We start from the raw sequence: 14,767 nt of genomic DNA, 5'->3' as shown, positions 1-14,767 counted from the left end.
CGACGGCGGCGCCACACCGCCCCCTCCCCGGCACCGCCCCGGCCACCGGGCGGGCCGGCCGTCACTTCGCCGCCAGCACCCCGGTGCGGTACACCGTGCCCGCGCAGGCGTCCGGGATCTTGGCATCGGCCGCCGCGGGCTCGCCCGCCTCGGGCGTATGGCTGAGGAGGACGGCGCCGGGCACCGCGCCGCCGTCGCCGGGTCCGTCGCTGCCGCCCGCCTGGCCGCCGCCGTCGCCCGCGACGGAGGAGGCGGCCGGGGTCTCCCCGGCCGCCTTCGAGGGGACGGGAGTCGGCGAGGGACCAGGGTTGACGCAGCCGGTGGTGGAGCCGCCGGACTCCGGGATCCAGGCGAACTTGATCTCGTACGCCTCGCCCGGTTTGAGGACCAGCTTGCCGGGGGCGGTGGCCGGATCGGGCAGGCCGGAGGCGTCGTCGCCCGAGGTGTGGTCGACGATATGGACGCGGTCGGGCTTGGTGGCGCCCTGGGCGACCAGGCCGACCGCGCCGCCGCCGTCGACCGTGCAGGCGCTCCCGGAGGTGTTGACGACGCGGAACGCGCCGTAGACGCGGCCCGCCGAGTCCGCCGCGCCGACCGTGCCAGTGCCGTTGCCGAGCTGCTGGCGTCCGCAGACGGGCGAGCTGACGTCCATGGTCGCGTGCGGATCGGGGGTACCGGCGCCCGCCTCGTGGCCCTGGCCGTCCCGCTCCTTCGCCGCGCCCTTCTCCTCGGGCGCGCCGGCGTCCGGCTTCCGGCCGTCCTTGCCGGCCGGCCGCGTCCCCGTCTGCTCGGTGCCCTCGCCGTGCGCGCCTTCGAGGCCGCCGTGCGCGCGCTGGCTGCTGGCGGCGTTGGCGGGCCGGTCCTCGGGGCCGTCGCCGAGACTCACCACATGCACCATGGCGGGGATCGACGTACCGCCGAGCAGCAGCGCGGCGGCGGCGCCGACGACGAGATGCCGACGGCGCTGGCGCCGGGCCGGTACCGCGCGGCGCAGCCGGTCCAGCGCGTCGGCGGCGGGCTCCAGCTCGCCGACGCGGGACTGCAACAGCCGCCGCAGCTCGTCCTCGCCGCCGAAGCCGCTGCCGTCCCCGCCGCCGAAGCCATCGCCGCCCCGGCCGCCGTCGCCCCGGCCACCGTTCCCGGCCCCGCCGTCCCGGCCGCTTCCGCCGCCCGTTGCGGCACCGCTCGCCGCACCACCGGCACCCTCGCCGACAGCGATGTCATCCCCGGGCCCGGCACCCGGCCGGCGGCCGGCCGACCCGTCCGACGGGTCCTGCCGACGGCCATTGGCCGCGTCTCCCGCGCCCTGAACCTCACGCGCCACGTACAGCCCACGCACCTCACCCGACGCACCGCGCAGACCGGGTGCGCCACGTCGCGCTCCCCGCTCGCCCAGCGCGCCACACTCACTCGACGCACCACGCCCACCCGGCGTACCGCGCTCACTCAGCTCACCCGCATCACGCGAGATACCTGTACCCAGCGGCCTCAAAGAGTCGAACGGATCAGAGCCTCCCGAGGCGCCCCACGAGGCCCCCCGCGCCACACCCGAGCCGCTCTCCCCATGGGCACCCCCATAGCTCCCATGGAATCCATAGCCCTCATGGGTCCTACGGGCCTCCCGGTCCCCCTGAAGCCCGTGGGCGCCCTGGCTCCCCCAGCCGCCACGACCGCCCCGGCCCGCCCGCGGCTCACGCCCCTCACCCCGGCCGGGCCCGTCACCGCGGCCGAACCAGTCACTCCGGTGAGACGGGTCGTGCGGGTCGTACGGGCCGAACGTCTTGCCACTCATGCCGGAGCCTCCATCGCGACGCGGAGCGCCGCGATGCCCCGCGACCCGTACGCCTTGACCGAGCCGAGCGAGATCCCCAGCGTCTGGGCGACCTGCGCCTCGGTCATATCGGCGAAGTAACGCAGCACCAGCACCTCACGCTGCCGTCGTTGCAGACCGCGCATCGCCTGGATGAGCTGGTCCCGCTCCAGCAGGTCGTACGCGCCTTCCTCGGCGCTCGCCATGTCGGGCATCGGCTTGGAGAGCAGCTTGAGGCCGAGGATGCGGCGGCGCAGCGCGGAGCGCGAGAGGTTGACGACGGTCTGCCGCAGGTAGGCGAGGGTCTTCTCGGGGTCGCGCACCCGCCCGCGGGCGGAGTGCACACGGATGAAGGCTTCCTGTACGACGTCCTCGCAGGAGGCGGTGTCGTCGAGGAGCAGTGCGGCGAGACCGAGCAGTGAACGGTAGTGCGCGCGGTAGGTCTCGGTGAGATGGTCGACTGTGGTGCCCGCTGCCATCGCCTCGTCAGTGTCCCCACGCTGAGAAGGAATCTGCGCGGGACGCGTGGCGGACCAGGGAGCGATCACCGGCATACCCCCGGGCGCCCGGGAGCGCGGCGGGCGCACTGCCGCGCCGGCTGTCCCCCCTGGGGCGATGCTGAATCCGAGTACCTCTGCCACGCTTGTTGGACACGCTTCCCCCCATCAGGGTTGTACGCGCAAGGCACCGCCTTTGACGGTGCATCAAATGCCCTCATGCGTACCAGCTCTTCCCCAATGCCCCATTTATCCCGACGCATCTGCCCCGGTATCCAGGGGCATCTGAAGCGATCCCGAACACCCCGGACCGTCCTTGCGGAGTGGCCACAAAGACGCTCCCCGTCCGACTGCCGGTTGCAGTACGACGGGGAGCGAATGGTCGAACAGACCATCGGCCCAGATCAAGTGGTTTGGACCGACAACTCGCTCACGGGATCTTCACACGTCCCTCAAAGTATGTCCTAAGCAGTCAAGTCCGCGACGGTCAATTCCGCCAAGTCACGCGCGCCCCCGCACCGGCTGCCCGAGCGCGCCGCCGGAGCCGGACGGCCGGGCCGAAGGCCGCACCGGACCACGGCCGGACACCCACCCCAACCCGGAGGAAACCCCTTTACCCGCCCAGTTCTCCCGCGACCAACTCACCGATCTGCGCCGTATTCAGCGCCGCCCCCTTGCGCAAGTTGTCGCCGCTCACGAACAGTTCGAGCGCCCGCGGGTCGTCCAGCGACCGCCGGACCCGCCCGACCCACGTCGGATCCGTCCCCACCACGTCGGAAGGTGTCGGGAACTCGCCCCCCGCCGGGTCGTCGCTGACCACCACGCCGGGCGCCGCGGCCAGGATCTCGTGCGCACCGGCGACGGTGACCTCGTTCTCGAACCGCGCGTGCACGGTCAGCGAGTGGGTGGTGAGCACCGGCACCCGGACACAGGTCGCGGTGACCGGCAGCCCCGGCAGTCCCAGGATCTTGCGCGACTCGTTACGGACCTTGAGCTCCTCGGAGGACCAGCCGCCCTCCTGGAGCGAACCCGCCCACGGCACGACATTGAGCGCGATCGGCGCCGGGAACGGCCCCAGCGTGTCGCCGACCACCCGCCGCACATCGCCGGGCGTCGTGCCCAGCTCCGTACCGGACACGGCCGCCAGCTGCGCCCGCAGGGTGTCGATCCCGGCCTGCCCCGCACCCGAGACCGCCTGGTACGAGGAGACGATCAGCTCGCTCAGGCCGTACTCGGCGTGCAGCGCGCCCAGTGCGACGATCATCGAGAGCGTCGTGCAGTTCGGGTTCGCGATGATGCCGCGCGGGCGCACCCGCGCCGCGTGCGCGTTGACCTCGGGCACCACGAGGGGCACGTCCGGGTCCATCCGGAACGCTGCGGAGTTGTCCACGACCACCGCGCCCTTGGACACCGCGACCGGCGCCCACCGCGCGGAGATCTCGTCCGGGACGTCGAACATCGCGACGTCGATGCCGTCGAAGGCGTCCTCGTCGAGCGCGATGACCTCGGTCTGCGCGCCCCGTACGGTCAGCTTGCGGCCGGCCGAACGGGGGGAGGCGATCAGCCGGATCTCGCCCCAGATGTCGGCCCGCTCGGACAGGATGCCGAGCAGCACCGAGCCGACGGCACCGGTGGCACCGACGACGGCGAGATGCGGCTTACGGGCCGTACGGGCGTCCGCCCCCGCGGTGACCGCATGGGACGGACGGCCCGCCTCGGCCGGAATCATCGTCCGGTGCCGCCATAGACCACGGCCTCGTCGCTCTCCGAGTCGAGACCGAAGGCGCTGTGCACGGCCTGCACTGCCTCCTTGACGTCATCGGCGCGGGTGACGACCGAGATGCGGATCTCGGAGGTCGAGATGAGCTCGATGTTCACGCCCGCGTTCGACAGCGCCTCGAAGAACGTCGCCGTCACGCCCGGGTTGGTCTTCATACCCGCGCCGACCAGCGAGATCTTGGCGATCTGGTCGTCGTAGCGCAGCGAGTCGAAACCGACCGCCGCACGGGTCTTCTCCAGCGCGGCGACGGCCTTGCGGCCCTCGTCCTTCGGCAGCGTGAACGAAATGTCGGTCAGACCCGTGGCCGCGGCCGAGACGTTCTGGACGACCATGTCGATATTGACCTCGGAGTCCGCGATCGCCCGGAAGATGCGCGCGGCCTCGCCCGGCTTGTCCGGGACTCCGACAACCGTGACCTTCGCCTCGGAGGTGTCGTGCGCGACGCCCGAGATGATCGCCTGCTCCATCGGCTGGTCCCCTTGCGGTTCGTTGCTGACCCACGTGCCCTTCAGCCCCGAGAAGGAGGAGCGGACGTGGATCGGGATGTTGTATCGGCGTGCGTACTCGACGCAGCGGTGCAGCAGCACCTTGGAACCGGAGCTGGCCAGCTCCAGCATGTCCTCGAAGGAGATCCAGTCGATCTTCCGGGCCCTCTTCACGACCCGCGGGTCGGCGGTGAAGACACCGTCCACATCGGTGTAGATCTCACAGACATCGGCGTCCAGGGCGGCCGCCAGCGCGACGGCGGTGGTGTCCGACCCGCCGCGCCCCAGCGTCGTGATGTCCTTCTTGTCCTGGGACACGCCCTGGAAGCCGGCGACGATGGCGATATTGCCCTCGTCGACGGAGGTCTTGATACGGCCGGGCGTGACATCGATGATCCGTGCCTTGTTGTGCACGGAGTCGGTGATGACACCCGCCTGGCTGCCGGTGAAGGACTGCGCCTCGTGGCCGAGGTTTTTGATCGCCATCGCCAGCAGGGCCATGGAGATCCGCTCTCCGGCGGTCAGCAGCATGTCGAACTCGCGCCCCGATGGAATCGGGGACACTTCCTGAGCGAGATCGATCAGCTCGTCCGTCGTGTCGCCCATCGCCGAAACCACGACGACCACTTGGTGGCCGTTCTTCTTGGCTTCGACGACTCGCTTGGCAACGCGCTTGATGCCCTCGGCATCCGCAACGGATGAGCCGCCGTACTTCTGCACGACAAGGCCCACGTGCGCTCCTCGCAACTGTCTCTTCGGGAGTTTCCTCCCGGACCCCCGGAAATGGGGGTACTGCGGTCGGCTCAGTCTACCGAGCAGGCGGATCCCGCCTCGCCGATACCACATCATGAGACACGGGACTCACTCTGCGGTCGCACCGGTCACGGCGGTCGCTACGGCCGGTGGGGCCGCTGCGGCCAGTGCGGTCACGGCTGTCCCGGTGACCGACGTGATCGCGGTGCCCGGCGACCCACCGTCACCGGGCCGGCCACCGCGCCCGGAGGCGGATCCGCGCGGCGCATCGTCGCGCCCGCTCGGCGAACGCCTGCCCCCTGCGAACCGGCGCACACGGGAACGTAACCCAGGTCACACACCCCGGCTCGCGGGCCTGCCGCCGGACCTGAGCCCGGCATCCGGGCCGCCCGCGGACGGCTCACACCCGCCGCAGCCCCAGCGGCCCCGCGATCTCCTCCGACATGACCCGGCCCGCCTGCTCGGCGAGGAGTTCCTCGTCCACGCTCGCGGTGCTGTCGGTGTCCAGCCCGTCCAGCTCGTCCAGCGGCTGGTCGAGGCGTACGTGGGCGACCAGCGACTGGATCGCGCGCAGGGCGGCGGAGGCGGTCGGCCCCCAGTTGGAGAGGTAGGAGAACTGCCACCACCACAGGGCCTCGCTGACCCGGCCCGCGCGGTAGTGCGCCAGGCCGTGCCGCAGGTCGGTGATGATGTCGGCGAGGTCGTCGGAGATCCGGGAGGCGACCGGCTCGCTGCGCGGCACGTACGGGTCGAAGACCTCGGAGTACACATCCACCGGTTCGAGCAGGGTCGCGAAGCGCTCGCGCAGTTCGTCCACGTCCGGTTCCGGGCCGGTGTCCGGCTCGTACCGCTCGTCCGGGACGATGTCCTCGTGCGCCCCCAGCCGGCCGCCGGTGAGCAGCAGCTGGGAGATCTCCAGCAGCAGGAACGGCACCGCGCTGTCCGGTTCGTCCCCCTTGGCGACCTCTGTCACCGCGACGATGAAACTCTCGATCGAGTCGGAGATCTGTACGGCGAAATCGTCCGGATTCTGGGTCGCGTTGTGCAGGGTGGCATCAGACATCGAGAAGTCTCCTCCCTTCGAAGGCCCGCCCGAGCGTGACCTCGTCGGCATACTCCAGGTCGCCTCCGACCGGCAGTCCGCTGGCCAGTCGCGTGACTCTCAGCCCCATGGGTTTGATCATGCGGGCCAGGTATGTGGCCGTGGCCTCGCCCTCCAGGTTGGGGTCGGTGGCCAGGATCAGCTCGGTGACGGTGCCGTCCGCGAGCCTGGCCAGCAGTTCCCGTATCCGCAGATCATCGGGGCCGACGCCCTCGATCGGGCTGATCGCCCCGCCCAGGACGTGGTAACGGCCGCGGAACTCGCGCGTCCGCTCGATCGCCACGACGTCCTTGGGCTCCTCCACGACGCAGATGACCGCCCGGTCGCGCCGCGGGTCGAGGCAGACCCGGCACTGCTCCTCCTGCGCGACATTGCCGCACACGCTGCAGAACCGGACCTTCGCCTTGACCTCCATCAGCGCGTTGGCGAGCCGGCGGACATCGGTCGGCTCGGCCTGAAGAACGTGGAAGGCGATCCGCTGCGCGCTCTTGGGACCGACGCCGGGCAGCCTGCCCAGCTCGTCGATCAGATCCTGAACCACGCCTTCGTACACGGAACGTCTTCTCTCTTCTGCCGCGCTGGGTACGTCTGCCGTGCTGAGTACGCTAGTTGGCCGCTCCTCAGAAGGGGAGGCCGGGGATTCCGCCGCCGCCGAGTCCCTGGGCGAGCGGGCCGAGCTTCTGCTGCTGGAGCTGCTGGGCGCTGGCGTTCGCGTCCCGGACGGCGGCCAGGACGAGGTCGGCGATCGTCTCGGCGGTCTCCTCCGCGGAGCCGGCCTCCGGGTCGATCACCTTCGGGTCGATGACCAGGCTCTGCAACTCACCGGAGCCGGTCACCGTCGCCTTGACCAGACCACCGCCCGCGGACCCCTCGACGGGCGTCTCGGCCAGCTCCTGCTGAGCGGCCGCGAGGTCCTGCTGCATCTTCTGAGCCTGCTGAAGCAGCTGCTGCATATTGGGCTGACCACCGGGGATCACGACGTGACTCCTGCCGTACGACAACATTGATGCGGTAGCCCGAGCCTACGTGTTTCAGGGGCGGCGCGCCCTACGCCGTACGGAGGAGCCCGGAAGTACCCCGCAGGCCCCCGCCCGCGCCGCGCCCGCACCGCCGGACCCTGCCCGGCCCGGCGGCAGCCCCGCTCCCGGCTGCCCGCCTCTCCACGCCACTCGCTACTAACTGCTCGCTGCTCGCTACTCGTTGTTGTACTCCTCAACCACTGTCGCGCCCAGCTCGCGCATGATCAGGTCGTGGCCGCTGAGCGCGGAGTCGACGAGGTCGGGGTCGTCCTCGGCCGGCATGTCGTACTCGATCGACATCGGCGGCGGCTCGGGCGGGGTGTACGAGGGCTCCGCAGCGGGAGCGCCCGGCCCGCCCCCCGCGGACGCCGACGGGGCCACGGCCTCCCGTGCCATCCGTGCGCCCTGGCTGCCGCCGGCGGCCCCGCCGCCCTGTCCGGACGGTCCGCCAGGGGCCGCCGGAGCGCTGGGCTGGGCCGGCGACTGCGGCCCCGCGGCGGGCGCCCCGCCGCCGAAACCACCGCCGCCGCCGAAGCCGCCCCCGCCGCTACGGGGTGCGCCCCCGGCCGGCGGATTGGCGCCGCCCGACGGATCGACGATCGCCTCGACCCGCCACTGCACGTGGAACTTCTCGGCCAGTACGTCCTTGAGCACGTCCTCGCTTCCGCCGTTGGCGAAGCTGTCGCGCGCCCCGGCGTTGGGGAAGCCGATCTGCAAGGTGGTGCCGTCGAACCCGGAGACCTGGGCGTTCTGACTGAGCAGGATCCACGTGAAACGTCGACGTCCCTTGACCGCCTCCAGGATCTCCGGCCACATCTGCCGCACCTGCGCGGCCCCCTGTGCCATGCCCGGCGCGGCCCCGGCCTGCGGCGGCTGCGGTACGGGCGCGGGCTGCGCGGGCCCGGCGGCGGGCGGCCCGGCGGGTACTCCGCCGCCCCCGGCTCCCTGGCCGCCCTGTCCCGGTGCCACGGCCGAAGGCCACCCGCCGGGCTGCCGTCCGGCACCGCCACCACTGCTCGCGCCGCCACCGCTTCCGGGCCACGCCCCGGGCCGCGCCGGAGCGCCCTCGCCACCGGAGGGGCCGGGTGCGCTCTCGGCGGCGCCGGGAGCCCCCGGAGCACCACCGGAAGAACCCGTCGCACCACCCCCCGCAGCACCCGGCCACGCTCCGGGCCGGGAAGGCGCGCTTTCCCGCTCGGCCGGCTGCGGACCGGCCTGCGGCGCCGCCGCGCCCCCGGCCTGCGCCCACTGCTGCTCGCCACCGGAAGGCCCGCCCTGAGCGCCCTCGGGAGCCACCGGGGCCTCCGGGGCAGCCGGCCCGCCGGCACCGCCATTGCCGCTGCCGCCGCCCGCCGCCCGTACCGCCGCGCGCGCGGCGGCCGGCCCGGACGGTCCCGACGGCGGCGCCACCGCATGGGCCTCCGGCCCCGGCACGTACCCGGCCGCGGGCCCGCCCCCGGAGTCCACGACCGGCGCCCCGGCACCGGCACCGCCCCTGGCGCCCGCACCGCCCAGCGCCGCCGCACCCGCACCGCGCTCCAGGCGGTCGAGCCGCGCCTGCACCGACCGCTCGTCGCCGTACGCCGCGGGCAGCAGCACCCGGGCACAGATCAGCTCCAGCTGGAGCCGCGGCGAGGTCGCCCCGCGCATCTCCGTCAGGCCCGTGTTGACCAGGTCGGCGGCCCGGCTCAGCTCCGCCGCCCCGAAGACGGACGCCTGCGCCGTCATCCGCTCCACCACATCCGCGGGGGCATCGATCAGCCCCTTCTCCCCCGCGTCCGGCACGGCCGCCAGGATCACCAGGTCCCGCAGCCGCTCCAGCAGGTCCGCCACGAAGCGCCGCGGGTCGTTCCCGCCCTCGATGACGCGGTCCACGACCTCGAAGGCCGCCGCGCCGTCCCCCGAGGCGAACGCCTCGATGATCGAGTCCAGCAGCGAGCCCTCCGTATACCCGAGCAGCGCCGTCGCCATGGCATACGTCACACCGCCCTCACCGGCACCGGCGAGCAGCTGGTCCATCACGGACATCGAGTCACGCACCGACCCGGCCCCGGCCCGCACGACCAGCGGCAGCACGCCGTCCTCGACTCGGCTGTCCTCCTGCCCGCACACCTCCGCCAGGTAGTCGCGCAGCGTCCCGGGCGGCACCAGCCGGAACGGATAGTGATGCGTACGCGACCGGATCGTCCCGATGACCTTCTCGGGCTCCGTCGTCGCGAAGATGAACTTCAGATGCTCCGGCGGCTCCTCGACCACCTTCAGCAGGGCGTTGAAGCCCGCCGAGGTGACCATGTGCGCCTCGTCGATGATGTAGATCTTGTAGCGGCTGCTCGCCGGCCCGAAGAACGCCTTCTCGCGCAGCTCACGCGCGTCGTCCACACCACCGTGCGACGCCGCGTCGATCTCGATCACGTCGATCGATCCCCGGCCGTTCCTGGCCAGGTCCACGCACGACTGGCACTCCCCGCACGGTGTCGGAGTGGGACCTTGCTCACAGTTGAGGCAGCGCGCCAGGATCCGCGCACTCGTCGTCTTGCCGCAGCCCCGGGGCCCGCTGAACAGATACGCGTGGTTGACGCGATTGTTCCGCAGCGCCTGCTGCAACGGATCGGTCACATGCTCTTGCCCGATGACCTCGGCGAAGGTCTCGGGTCGGTAGCGGCGGTACAGCGCGAGGGACGACACGCATACGACGATATCGGCCCCCACCGACAACCGGCCCGTCCGCAAACGCAAGCGCCCCCCACGCACCCGCCAGAGCCGACCTACCCTTGCTGCCTTCCGGCCCTGGGGGAGTTCAGTCAGATAGCGCCACGTGAGGGGCTGCGCACCACAGTAGCGGATCCCTCACCCCCGAAACGACCCGGGCCCGCACCCGATCCCGTCCCCCCGGATCATGTTCGCGAGCACTCCCCAACGTCTTGTATTGTTTGCGGCGGAGGATTCGCCTAGTGGCCTAGGGCGCACGCTTGGAAAGCGTGTTGGGGGCAACCCCTCACGAGTTCGAATCTCGTATCCTCCGCCAGTGCCTCACCGGGCACGATGTTGAAGGGCCCCGCTGCTTGCAGCGGGGCCCTTCAACGTTGGTGGTCTCAGTTTTGGTCTCAGTTGGCGTCCGAACTGGCCTGCCCTCCCCCCCATCCAAGATCTTTTCTCTGAGGCTGAGCGGCATGCCGCGCTTCCGGGCACCATCGGACCATCCACACGGAGGGGACATCGTGAGCCTGGCCCGCACAACCGCCCAGCAGTTGGTTCCGCACATGACTCAAGCGCGATCGCGGATCGCGTCCTGGCGCCTCCGCGTCAACCAGAGAGTGGTCGGCAGCCGACTCCGGGAGTTGGGGGCATCACTTCAAACGCTTGCTGTGGCTGACCGGGCTCTGCCCCATACTCGGCGGGCGCTACGGGACACGCGAGCGACACTCGAAACAATGCCCTATGGGTCGATCGCCTGCGCGATTGCCGCGACCTGGCTTGGCATAAGGCTTCTCAAGGTTCAAGCACTCATGATCCGCGATCTAGCCGCCTCCGCCGGGGTCGAATCCGTCCGGCGAGCAGCAGCCCACTTCATCTGGCTGTTTCGCCCTGGCACTGCCAACCAACCCCTTCACGGCTGGGACGTGCCGATCTTCCTCATCACAACCATCGCGGTCATCGTCACCCCTTTCTGGTGGCTGGCGTCTCGTCGGCCGGCCAGAGGAGTCGCCTATCGCCATCGCGTCACCGTCCAGATCGTGGAAGCCCTCAGGCGCTGCGCCGAGGCGTACAGCAGGGCCCCCGGAGACCGATGCGTCCAGCTCCGAGACCTTGACCGCAGCCTCCAGGAGACAGAGGACGCGATCCTGCGAGCGCACCGCTACGCGAGGACCATCCCTCGGCGGTCACCCAGGCGTGCGGCAGCCCGATCTCACGCGGCGAAGGTTGCCGGCGCATTGCGCGCAGAGGGCTTACGGATCGACGCGAACCCCGACGAGGCGCTGCCCCGCCTAGGGGCCATGCTGACCTTGATCGGCGAGCGATGTGCGGAAGGCCGGATCGGGGCCCTGCTTCCCGAAGAGTCCCTGGAAGAGATCACGCCGGTGTCCGCGACCCGCACCGCGATCCGGGAGTCAGCGCACGTGGCAGTAGTCATCCTCGTCGCGATGGCGGCGGCCATCGCCGCTTCCGCGCTCCTACCGTCTTTGGGCGTCAAGGACGATCTTCGCCCGTGGCTCATCGTCGGATGCTCTGTCCTGGCGGCGATTATGGTCGGGGGCTGGCACCGCGTTGGCCGAATCCTGGACCTGTTGCCAGGAAAGTGAACCGTCGGTGGTACGGCTTAGCGGCCAAGCCGTACCACCGACGGCAGTGCTGCAGCTCACCATTCGTCGATGTCGCCGTACTTCCCCGGGTTCCTGGCCCGGTCCACAGCCTGTGCACGCGCCGCGATGAAGGCCGTCTCCACAGCGGCCTTGTCCGTGCCTCGCACCTGGGCCTCGACCTCCTGGCCCGTACCGGTGCGTCGGGCCGTGCGCCAGGCTGAGGCGCGGTCGGTGTAGCGGTCGGTCTCGAAATCCCAGGCGGGCACCGACCACTGCTCCGGGCCCCCGGTCGCCGCGCGCTCCCCGCCGGGAAGGAACAGAGCTCGGGCGTGGAAGACAACGGCCCGCTCCGGCACCCGGTCGCGGATGGCGCTCGCCCCACCGGGGCCCTGGCTTTCGCAACGCCAGCGGTCCCACTCCTCGACCTCGGCGGCATAGTCGGGCCAGTCCTCGCTCCACCGTGCGACGACCTCGTCGGCGTGCTCACGGTGAAGGAAGGCAATGCGCCGCTCGCCGAGGCGGGCGACATGGACCACCAGCTCGGCGGGAACGGGGCTCTGCCCGGCCTCCGGCACGGGACTGCCCTCGGCCTGGTCCGTGCCCCACAAGAGGCCGCCGACCTTGGCCGCGGTGTCCTTGAGAACGCGGCTGGTCAGATGCTGGTAGCGGCGGCGCATCCGGGCGGACTTGCCGGGTTCCCAGCCCATGATGGCGTCGACGACCGCGTCGGAGACGCCGAGAATGAGCAGGACGGTCGCCGCCGTGTGACGGGCGTCGTGGAGGCGGGCATCGCGGACGCCTGCGGCCTTCAACAGCTCCTTCCACTTGTGGTAGTCCGTGTTCGGGTTCAAGGGCTCGCCGATGGGAGAGGTGAACACGTACCCCTTCTCCGTCCACAGGTCGCGGGCCCTGGTGCGCTCGCGGTCCTGCACCTCCTTGTGCTGGCGCAGGAGCTGGAGCAGCTCTTCGGGGACGCCGATGGGGCGTTGACCGGCGCGGGACTTGGCGTTCTTCGTCTCGCGGCGGGTGTTGATCTTCTGGGGGCAGAAGCCGGGCTTCCGGCCGCAGCGGTCGCCGCAGCCGTGCTTGTAGCGGGGCCGCAGGCGGCCACGCCGTACGCGGATGACGCCGAGCTCGAAGTCGACGTCGTCCCACTGCATGCCGAGGACCTCGCCCTGGCGCAGGCCCAGGGCGAGCGCGATGACCCAGCGGGCGGTGTTGCGGTGCTTGCCCGCTTCGGCGAGGAGGCGCTGGACCTCCTCGACCGTGTACGGCTCGACCTCCTCCTCTTCGACCTTGGGGGCCTTGGCGATGGTTGCCGGGTTCGAGGTGAGGTGCTGGCGGCGCACGGCCTCGTTCAGTGCCGTGCGGATCGTGCGGTGGGCCTGGTGGGCGGTGCCTGCGGCGCTGCCGTTGTCCTGCATCTTCTTGTAGAAGCGCTCCAGGTGCTCGGGGTCGAGCTTCTCCAGGCGATGGGCACCCAGGCCGGGGATGAGGTGGTGATAGACCGCCACCCGGTAGCCGTCGATCGTGTTCTCCGAGACGTGCGCGGCGGCGATGTTCTCGGCCCAGTGGGTGAGCCACGTCTTCACGGTCCACGACTGGCCGGCCTTGCGGACGGCGCCCTTGTCGCGCTGGCGCTCCAGCTCGCGGACGACCTTGGTGACCTCGGCGCGGGTCTTGCGGCTGACATGGCGTCGGTCCGGGGTGCCGTCGTCCTTGACGCCGACGGTGACGCGTCCGTGCCAGCGACCGTCCTTGCCGAGGTAGATGGACGAGGCGCCATTGGGCTGACGGGACTTCGGTGCGGAGGCTCGCGTCACGCGGCGGCCCCGAAGTCGGTCGCCGACAGGCGGCGGGCCAAGAAGTCATTCACTGCCTCGGCCGGGATACGGCGCAAGCTGCCGATCTTGACCGAGGCGATCTCGCCGGAGGAAACGTACTCGTACAACTTGGTGCGGCCGATGCCGATCCGGCGGGCGGCCTCGGCGACGGTGAGGGCGACCAGGGTCGTGTCGCCGGTGGATCGCCGCTCGGCCAGCAGGGTGCGCAGGGCGTCTTCGGGGACGTCCAGGAGCTGGGCTATCTGGGAAATGGGCAGGGCGGACTGCGGCAAGGGGTACTCCTCCCGCCGGCATGGCGGCGCCACGGGAGCGGCAACTCCCGTGGGCCTGGCCGGTGGTGTCGTTCAGGGATGGATGGCTGGATGGTTGATCGTCGGCAACGAAGGTCGCCGTGCGTGAGGCTCTTCGGCGTTCGTAGCGCCGGGAGAGGAACGATGGCCGACTACTCGCCAGTGGGTGGCTGCCCCTGGTTTCGCAGGTGCGCCTGGGACGGGTGCAGGCTCCTCCGCAGCGCTCGTTCTTCGAGCTGGAGGAGTTCGTCGACCTGTCCTCTCTGCTCGGGTCCCTTGTCCCCGTAGGCGTTGAGTTCCATCTCGATCTCGTGCAGGTGCATCTGGTTCCGGTCGATTGCCGCACGCAGTTGGCGGTACTCCAGCGTCATCTGGACGTACTCATGGGCGAGCTGGCGGATGCGGGGGGTGGCCAGCTCTCCTGGTGGTCCGGTCAGGTCCTGCATGGTGATGTCGAAGACCTTGCAGAAGCCGAGCGCCTCGTCGAGGTTGACCCTGCGACGCGGCTTGCCGCTCTCGATGCGCCAGATCGCCGACTGGTTGATCGGATGGCCGGCAGCAGCCATCTCCTCGGCGAGCTTCACCGTGCTCCAACCGCGGACCTCGCGTTCCAGCTTGATGCGGGCGGCGACGTGATCCTCCGGCACCGGACGACCGGGACCGGCGCGCTCCGCACCTTCCTCGCTGCTCATGCGCACCTCCCTTCACGCGACAACGGGTCCACCGGGGCCAGCGTCCACAACTAAACATCGTTGCGGAGTGAAATGCAAGTCGTTGCGTTGCCGAAAATCTCGGCTATGGTCGTGGTCCGCCGTACAGCGGTGGACGGATCCGCACACGCAAGCGGCCCCGGTGCTACGAACACCGGGGCCGAAGTAGAGGCTCC

Annotated in this window: 12 protein-coding genes, 1 tRNA gene and 1 other RNA gene; 2 read left to right on the top strand and 12 right to left on the bottom strand. The window is 71.0% G+C overall.

Annotated elements, in window-relative coordinates:
- Positions 1-61 precede the first annotated feature (61 nt).
- From ACLJWH_RS30100 to ffs, 9 genes are all read right to left on the bottom strand, one after another.
- Positions 62-1,324 carry a hypothetical protein gene (locus ACLJWH_RS30100; RefSeq protein WP_411144928.1) on the bottom strand — a complete coding sequence of 421 codons (1,263 nt, stop codon included), beginning with the start codon at positions 1,322-1,324 and terminating at the stop codon, positions 62-64.
- A gap of 464 nt (positions 1,325-1,788) precedes the next feature.
- Positions 1,789-2,364 (bottom strand): SigE family RNA polymerase sigma factor, encoded by a 576-nt coding sequence (locus tag ACLJWH_RS30095; protein WP_205380142.1) that lies wholly within the window; start codon positions 2,362-2,364, stop codon positions 1,789-1,791.
- Between the two features lie 556 nt (positions 2,365-2,920).
- Complete coding sequence (locus ACLJWH_RS30090; protein ID WP_411144927.1) at positions 2,921-4,036, bottom strand: aspartate-semialdehyde dehydrogenase; 1,116 nt, start codon at positions 4,034-4,036, stop codon at positions 2,921-2,923.
- Positions 4,033-5,304, bottom strand: coding sequence for an aspartate kinase (locus ACLJWH_RS30085; RefSeq protein ID WP_411144926.1), 1,272 nt, complete (start codon positions 5,302-5,304; stop codon positions 4,033-4,035). Before ACLJWH_RS30085 ends, ACLJWH_RS30090 begins: the two co-directional genes overlap by 4 nt.
- 421 nt (positions 5,305-5,725) lie before the next feature.
- Positions 5,726-6,388, bottom strand: a complete 663-nt coding sequence (locus tag ACLJWH_RS30080) for a DUF5063 domain-containing protein (protein WP_411144925.1) — start codon at positions 6,386-6,388, stop codon at positions 5,726-5,728.
- Complete coding sequence (recR, locus tag ACLJWH_RS30075; protein ID WP_052855568.1) at positions 6,381-6,980, bottom strand: recombination mediator RecR; 600 nt, start codon at positions 6,978-6,980, stop codon at positions 6,381-6,383. Before recR ends, ACLJWH_RS30080 begins: the two co-directional genes overlap by 8 nt.
- 67 nt (positions 6,981-7,047) lie before the next feature.
- Complete coding sequence (locus ACLJWH_RS30070; RefSeq protein WP_381678708.1) at positions 7,048-7,404, bottom strand: YbaB/EbfC family nucleoid-associated protein; 357 nt, start codon at positions 7,402-7,404, stop codon at positions 7,048-7,050.
- A 216-nt stretch (positions 7,405-7,620) separates the two neighbouring features.
- Complete coding sequence (locus tag ACLJWH_RS30065; protein ID WP_411144924.1) at positions 7,621-10,131, bottom strand: DNA polymerase III subunit gamma and tau; 2,511 nt, start codon at positions 10,129-10,131, stop codon at positions 7,621-7,623.
- A 44-nt stretch (positions 10,132-10,175) separates the two neighbouring features.
- Positions 10,176-10,274, bottom strand: an RNA gene (ffs, locus tag ACLJWH_RS30060) — signal recognition particle sRNA small type.
- A gap of 109 nt (positions 10,275-10,383) precedes the next feature.
- Here ffs and ACLJWH_RS30055 point away from each other — a divergent pair.
- Together ACLJWH_RS30055 and ACLJWH_RS30050 are read left to right on the top strand one after the other, a co-directional pair.
- Positions 10,384-10,471, top strand: a tRNA-Ser gene (locus tag ACLJWH_RS30055).
- Between the two features lie 406 nt (positions 10,472-10,877).
- The gene (locus tag ACLJWH_RS30050) at positions 10,878-11,747 is read left to right on the top strand and encodes a hypothetical protein (RefSeq protein WP_411144923.1); all 870 of its coding nucleotides are present in this window, start codon (positions 10,878-10,880) and stop codon (positions 11,745-11,747) included.
- A gap of 56 nt (positions 11,748-11,803) precedes the next feature.
- On the opposite strand, the gene ACLJWH_RS30045 is transcribed toward ACLJWH_RS30050, so the two are convergent.
- The 3 genes from ACLJWH_RS30045 to ACLJWH_RS30035 form a co-directional block, all read right to left on the bottom strand.
- Positions 11,804-13,570, bottom strand: coding sequence for a tyrosine-type recombinase/integrase (locus tag ACLJWH_RS30045; protein ID WP_411144922.1), 1,767 nt, complete (start codon positions 13,568-13,570; stop codon positions 11,804-11,806).
- The gene (locus ACLJWH_RS30040) at positions 13,567-13,863 is read right to left on the bottom strand and encodes a helix-turn-helix domain-containing protein (RefSeq protein WP_411144921.1); all 297 of its coding nucleotides are present in this window, start codon (positions 13,861-13,863) and stop codon (positions 13,567-13,569) included. Before ACLJWH_RS30040 ends, ACLJWH_RS30045 begins: the two co-directional genes overlap by 4 nt.
- A gap of 170 nt (positions 13,864-14,033) precedes the next feature.
- Positions 14,034-14,573 carry a helix-turn-helix transcriptional regulator gene (locus ACLJWH_RS30035; protein WP_411144920.1) on the bottom strand — a complete coding sequence of 180 codons (540 nt, stop codon included), beginning with the start codon at positions 14,571-14,573 and terminating at the stop codon, positions 14,034-14,036.
- Positions 14,574-14,767: the final 194 nt, after the last annotated feature.

Source organism: Streptomyces sp. x-80 (genome assembly GCF_046549095.1).
GTDB classification, from domain to species: Bacteria; Actinomycetota; Actinomycetes; order Streptomycetales; family Streptomycetaceae; genus Streptomyces; species Streptomyces celluloflavus.
This window is presented reverse-complemented; position numbering and strand designations above follow the sequence as displayed.

What these genes read in the sequence shown, in the direction of transcription:
- ACLJWH_RS30090 (WP_411144927.1), bottom strand. Translation starts at nt 4,036, where the DNA reads ATGATTCCGGCCGAGGCGGGCCGTCCGTCCCATGCGGTCACCGCGGGG.
- ACLJWH_RS30035 (WP_411144920.1), bottom strand. Translation starts at nt 14,573, where the DNA reads ATGAGCAGCGAGGAAGGTGCGGAGCGCGCCGGTCCCGGTCGTCCGGTG.
- ACLJWH_RS30080 (WP_411144925.1), bottom strand. Translation starts at nt 6,388, where the DNA reads ATGTCTGATGCCACCCTGCACAACGCGACCCAGAATCCGGACGATTTC.
- ACLJWH_RS30050 (WP_411144923.1), top strand. Translation starts at nt 10,878, where the DNA reads ATGCCCTATGGGTCGATCGCCTGCGCGATTGCCGCGACCTGGCTTGGC.
- ACLJWH_RS30095 (WP_205380142.1), bottom strand. Translation starts at nt 2,364, where the DNA reads ATGCCGGTGATCGCTCCCTGGTCCGCCACGCGTCCCGCGCAGATTCCT.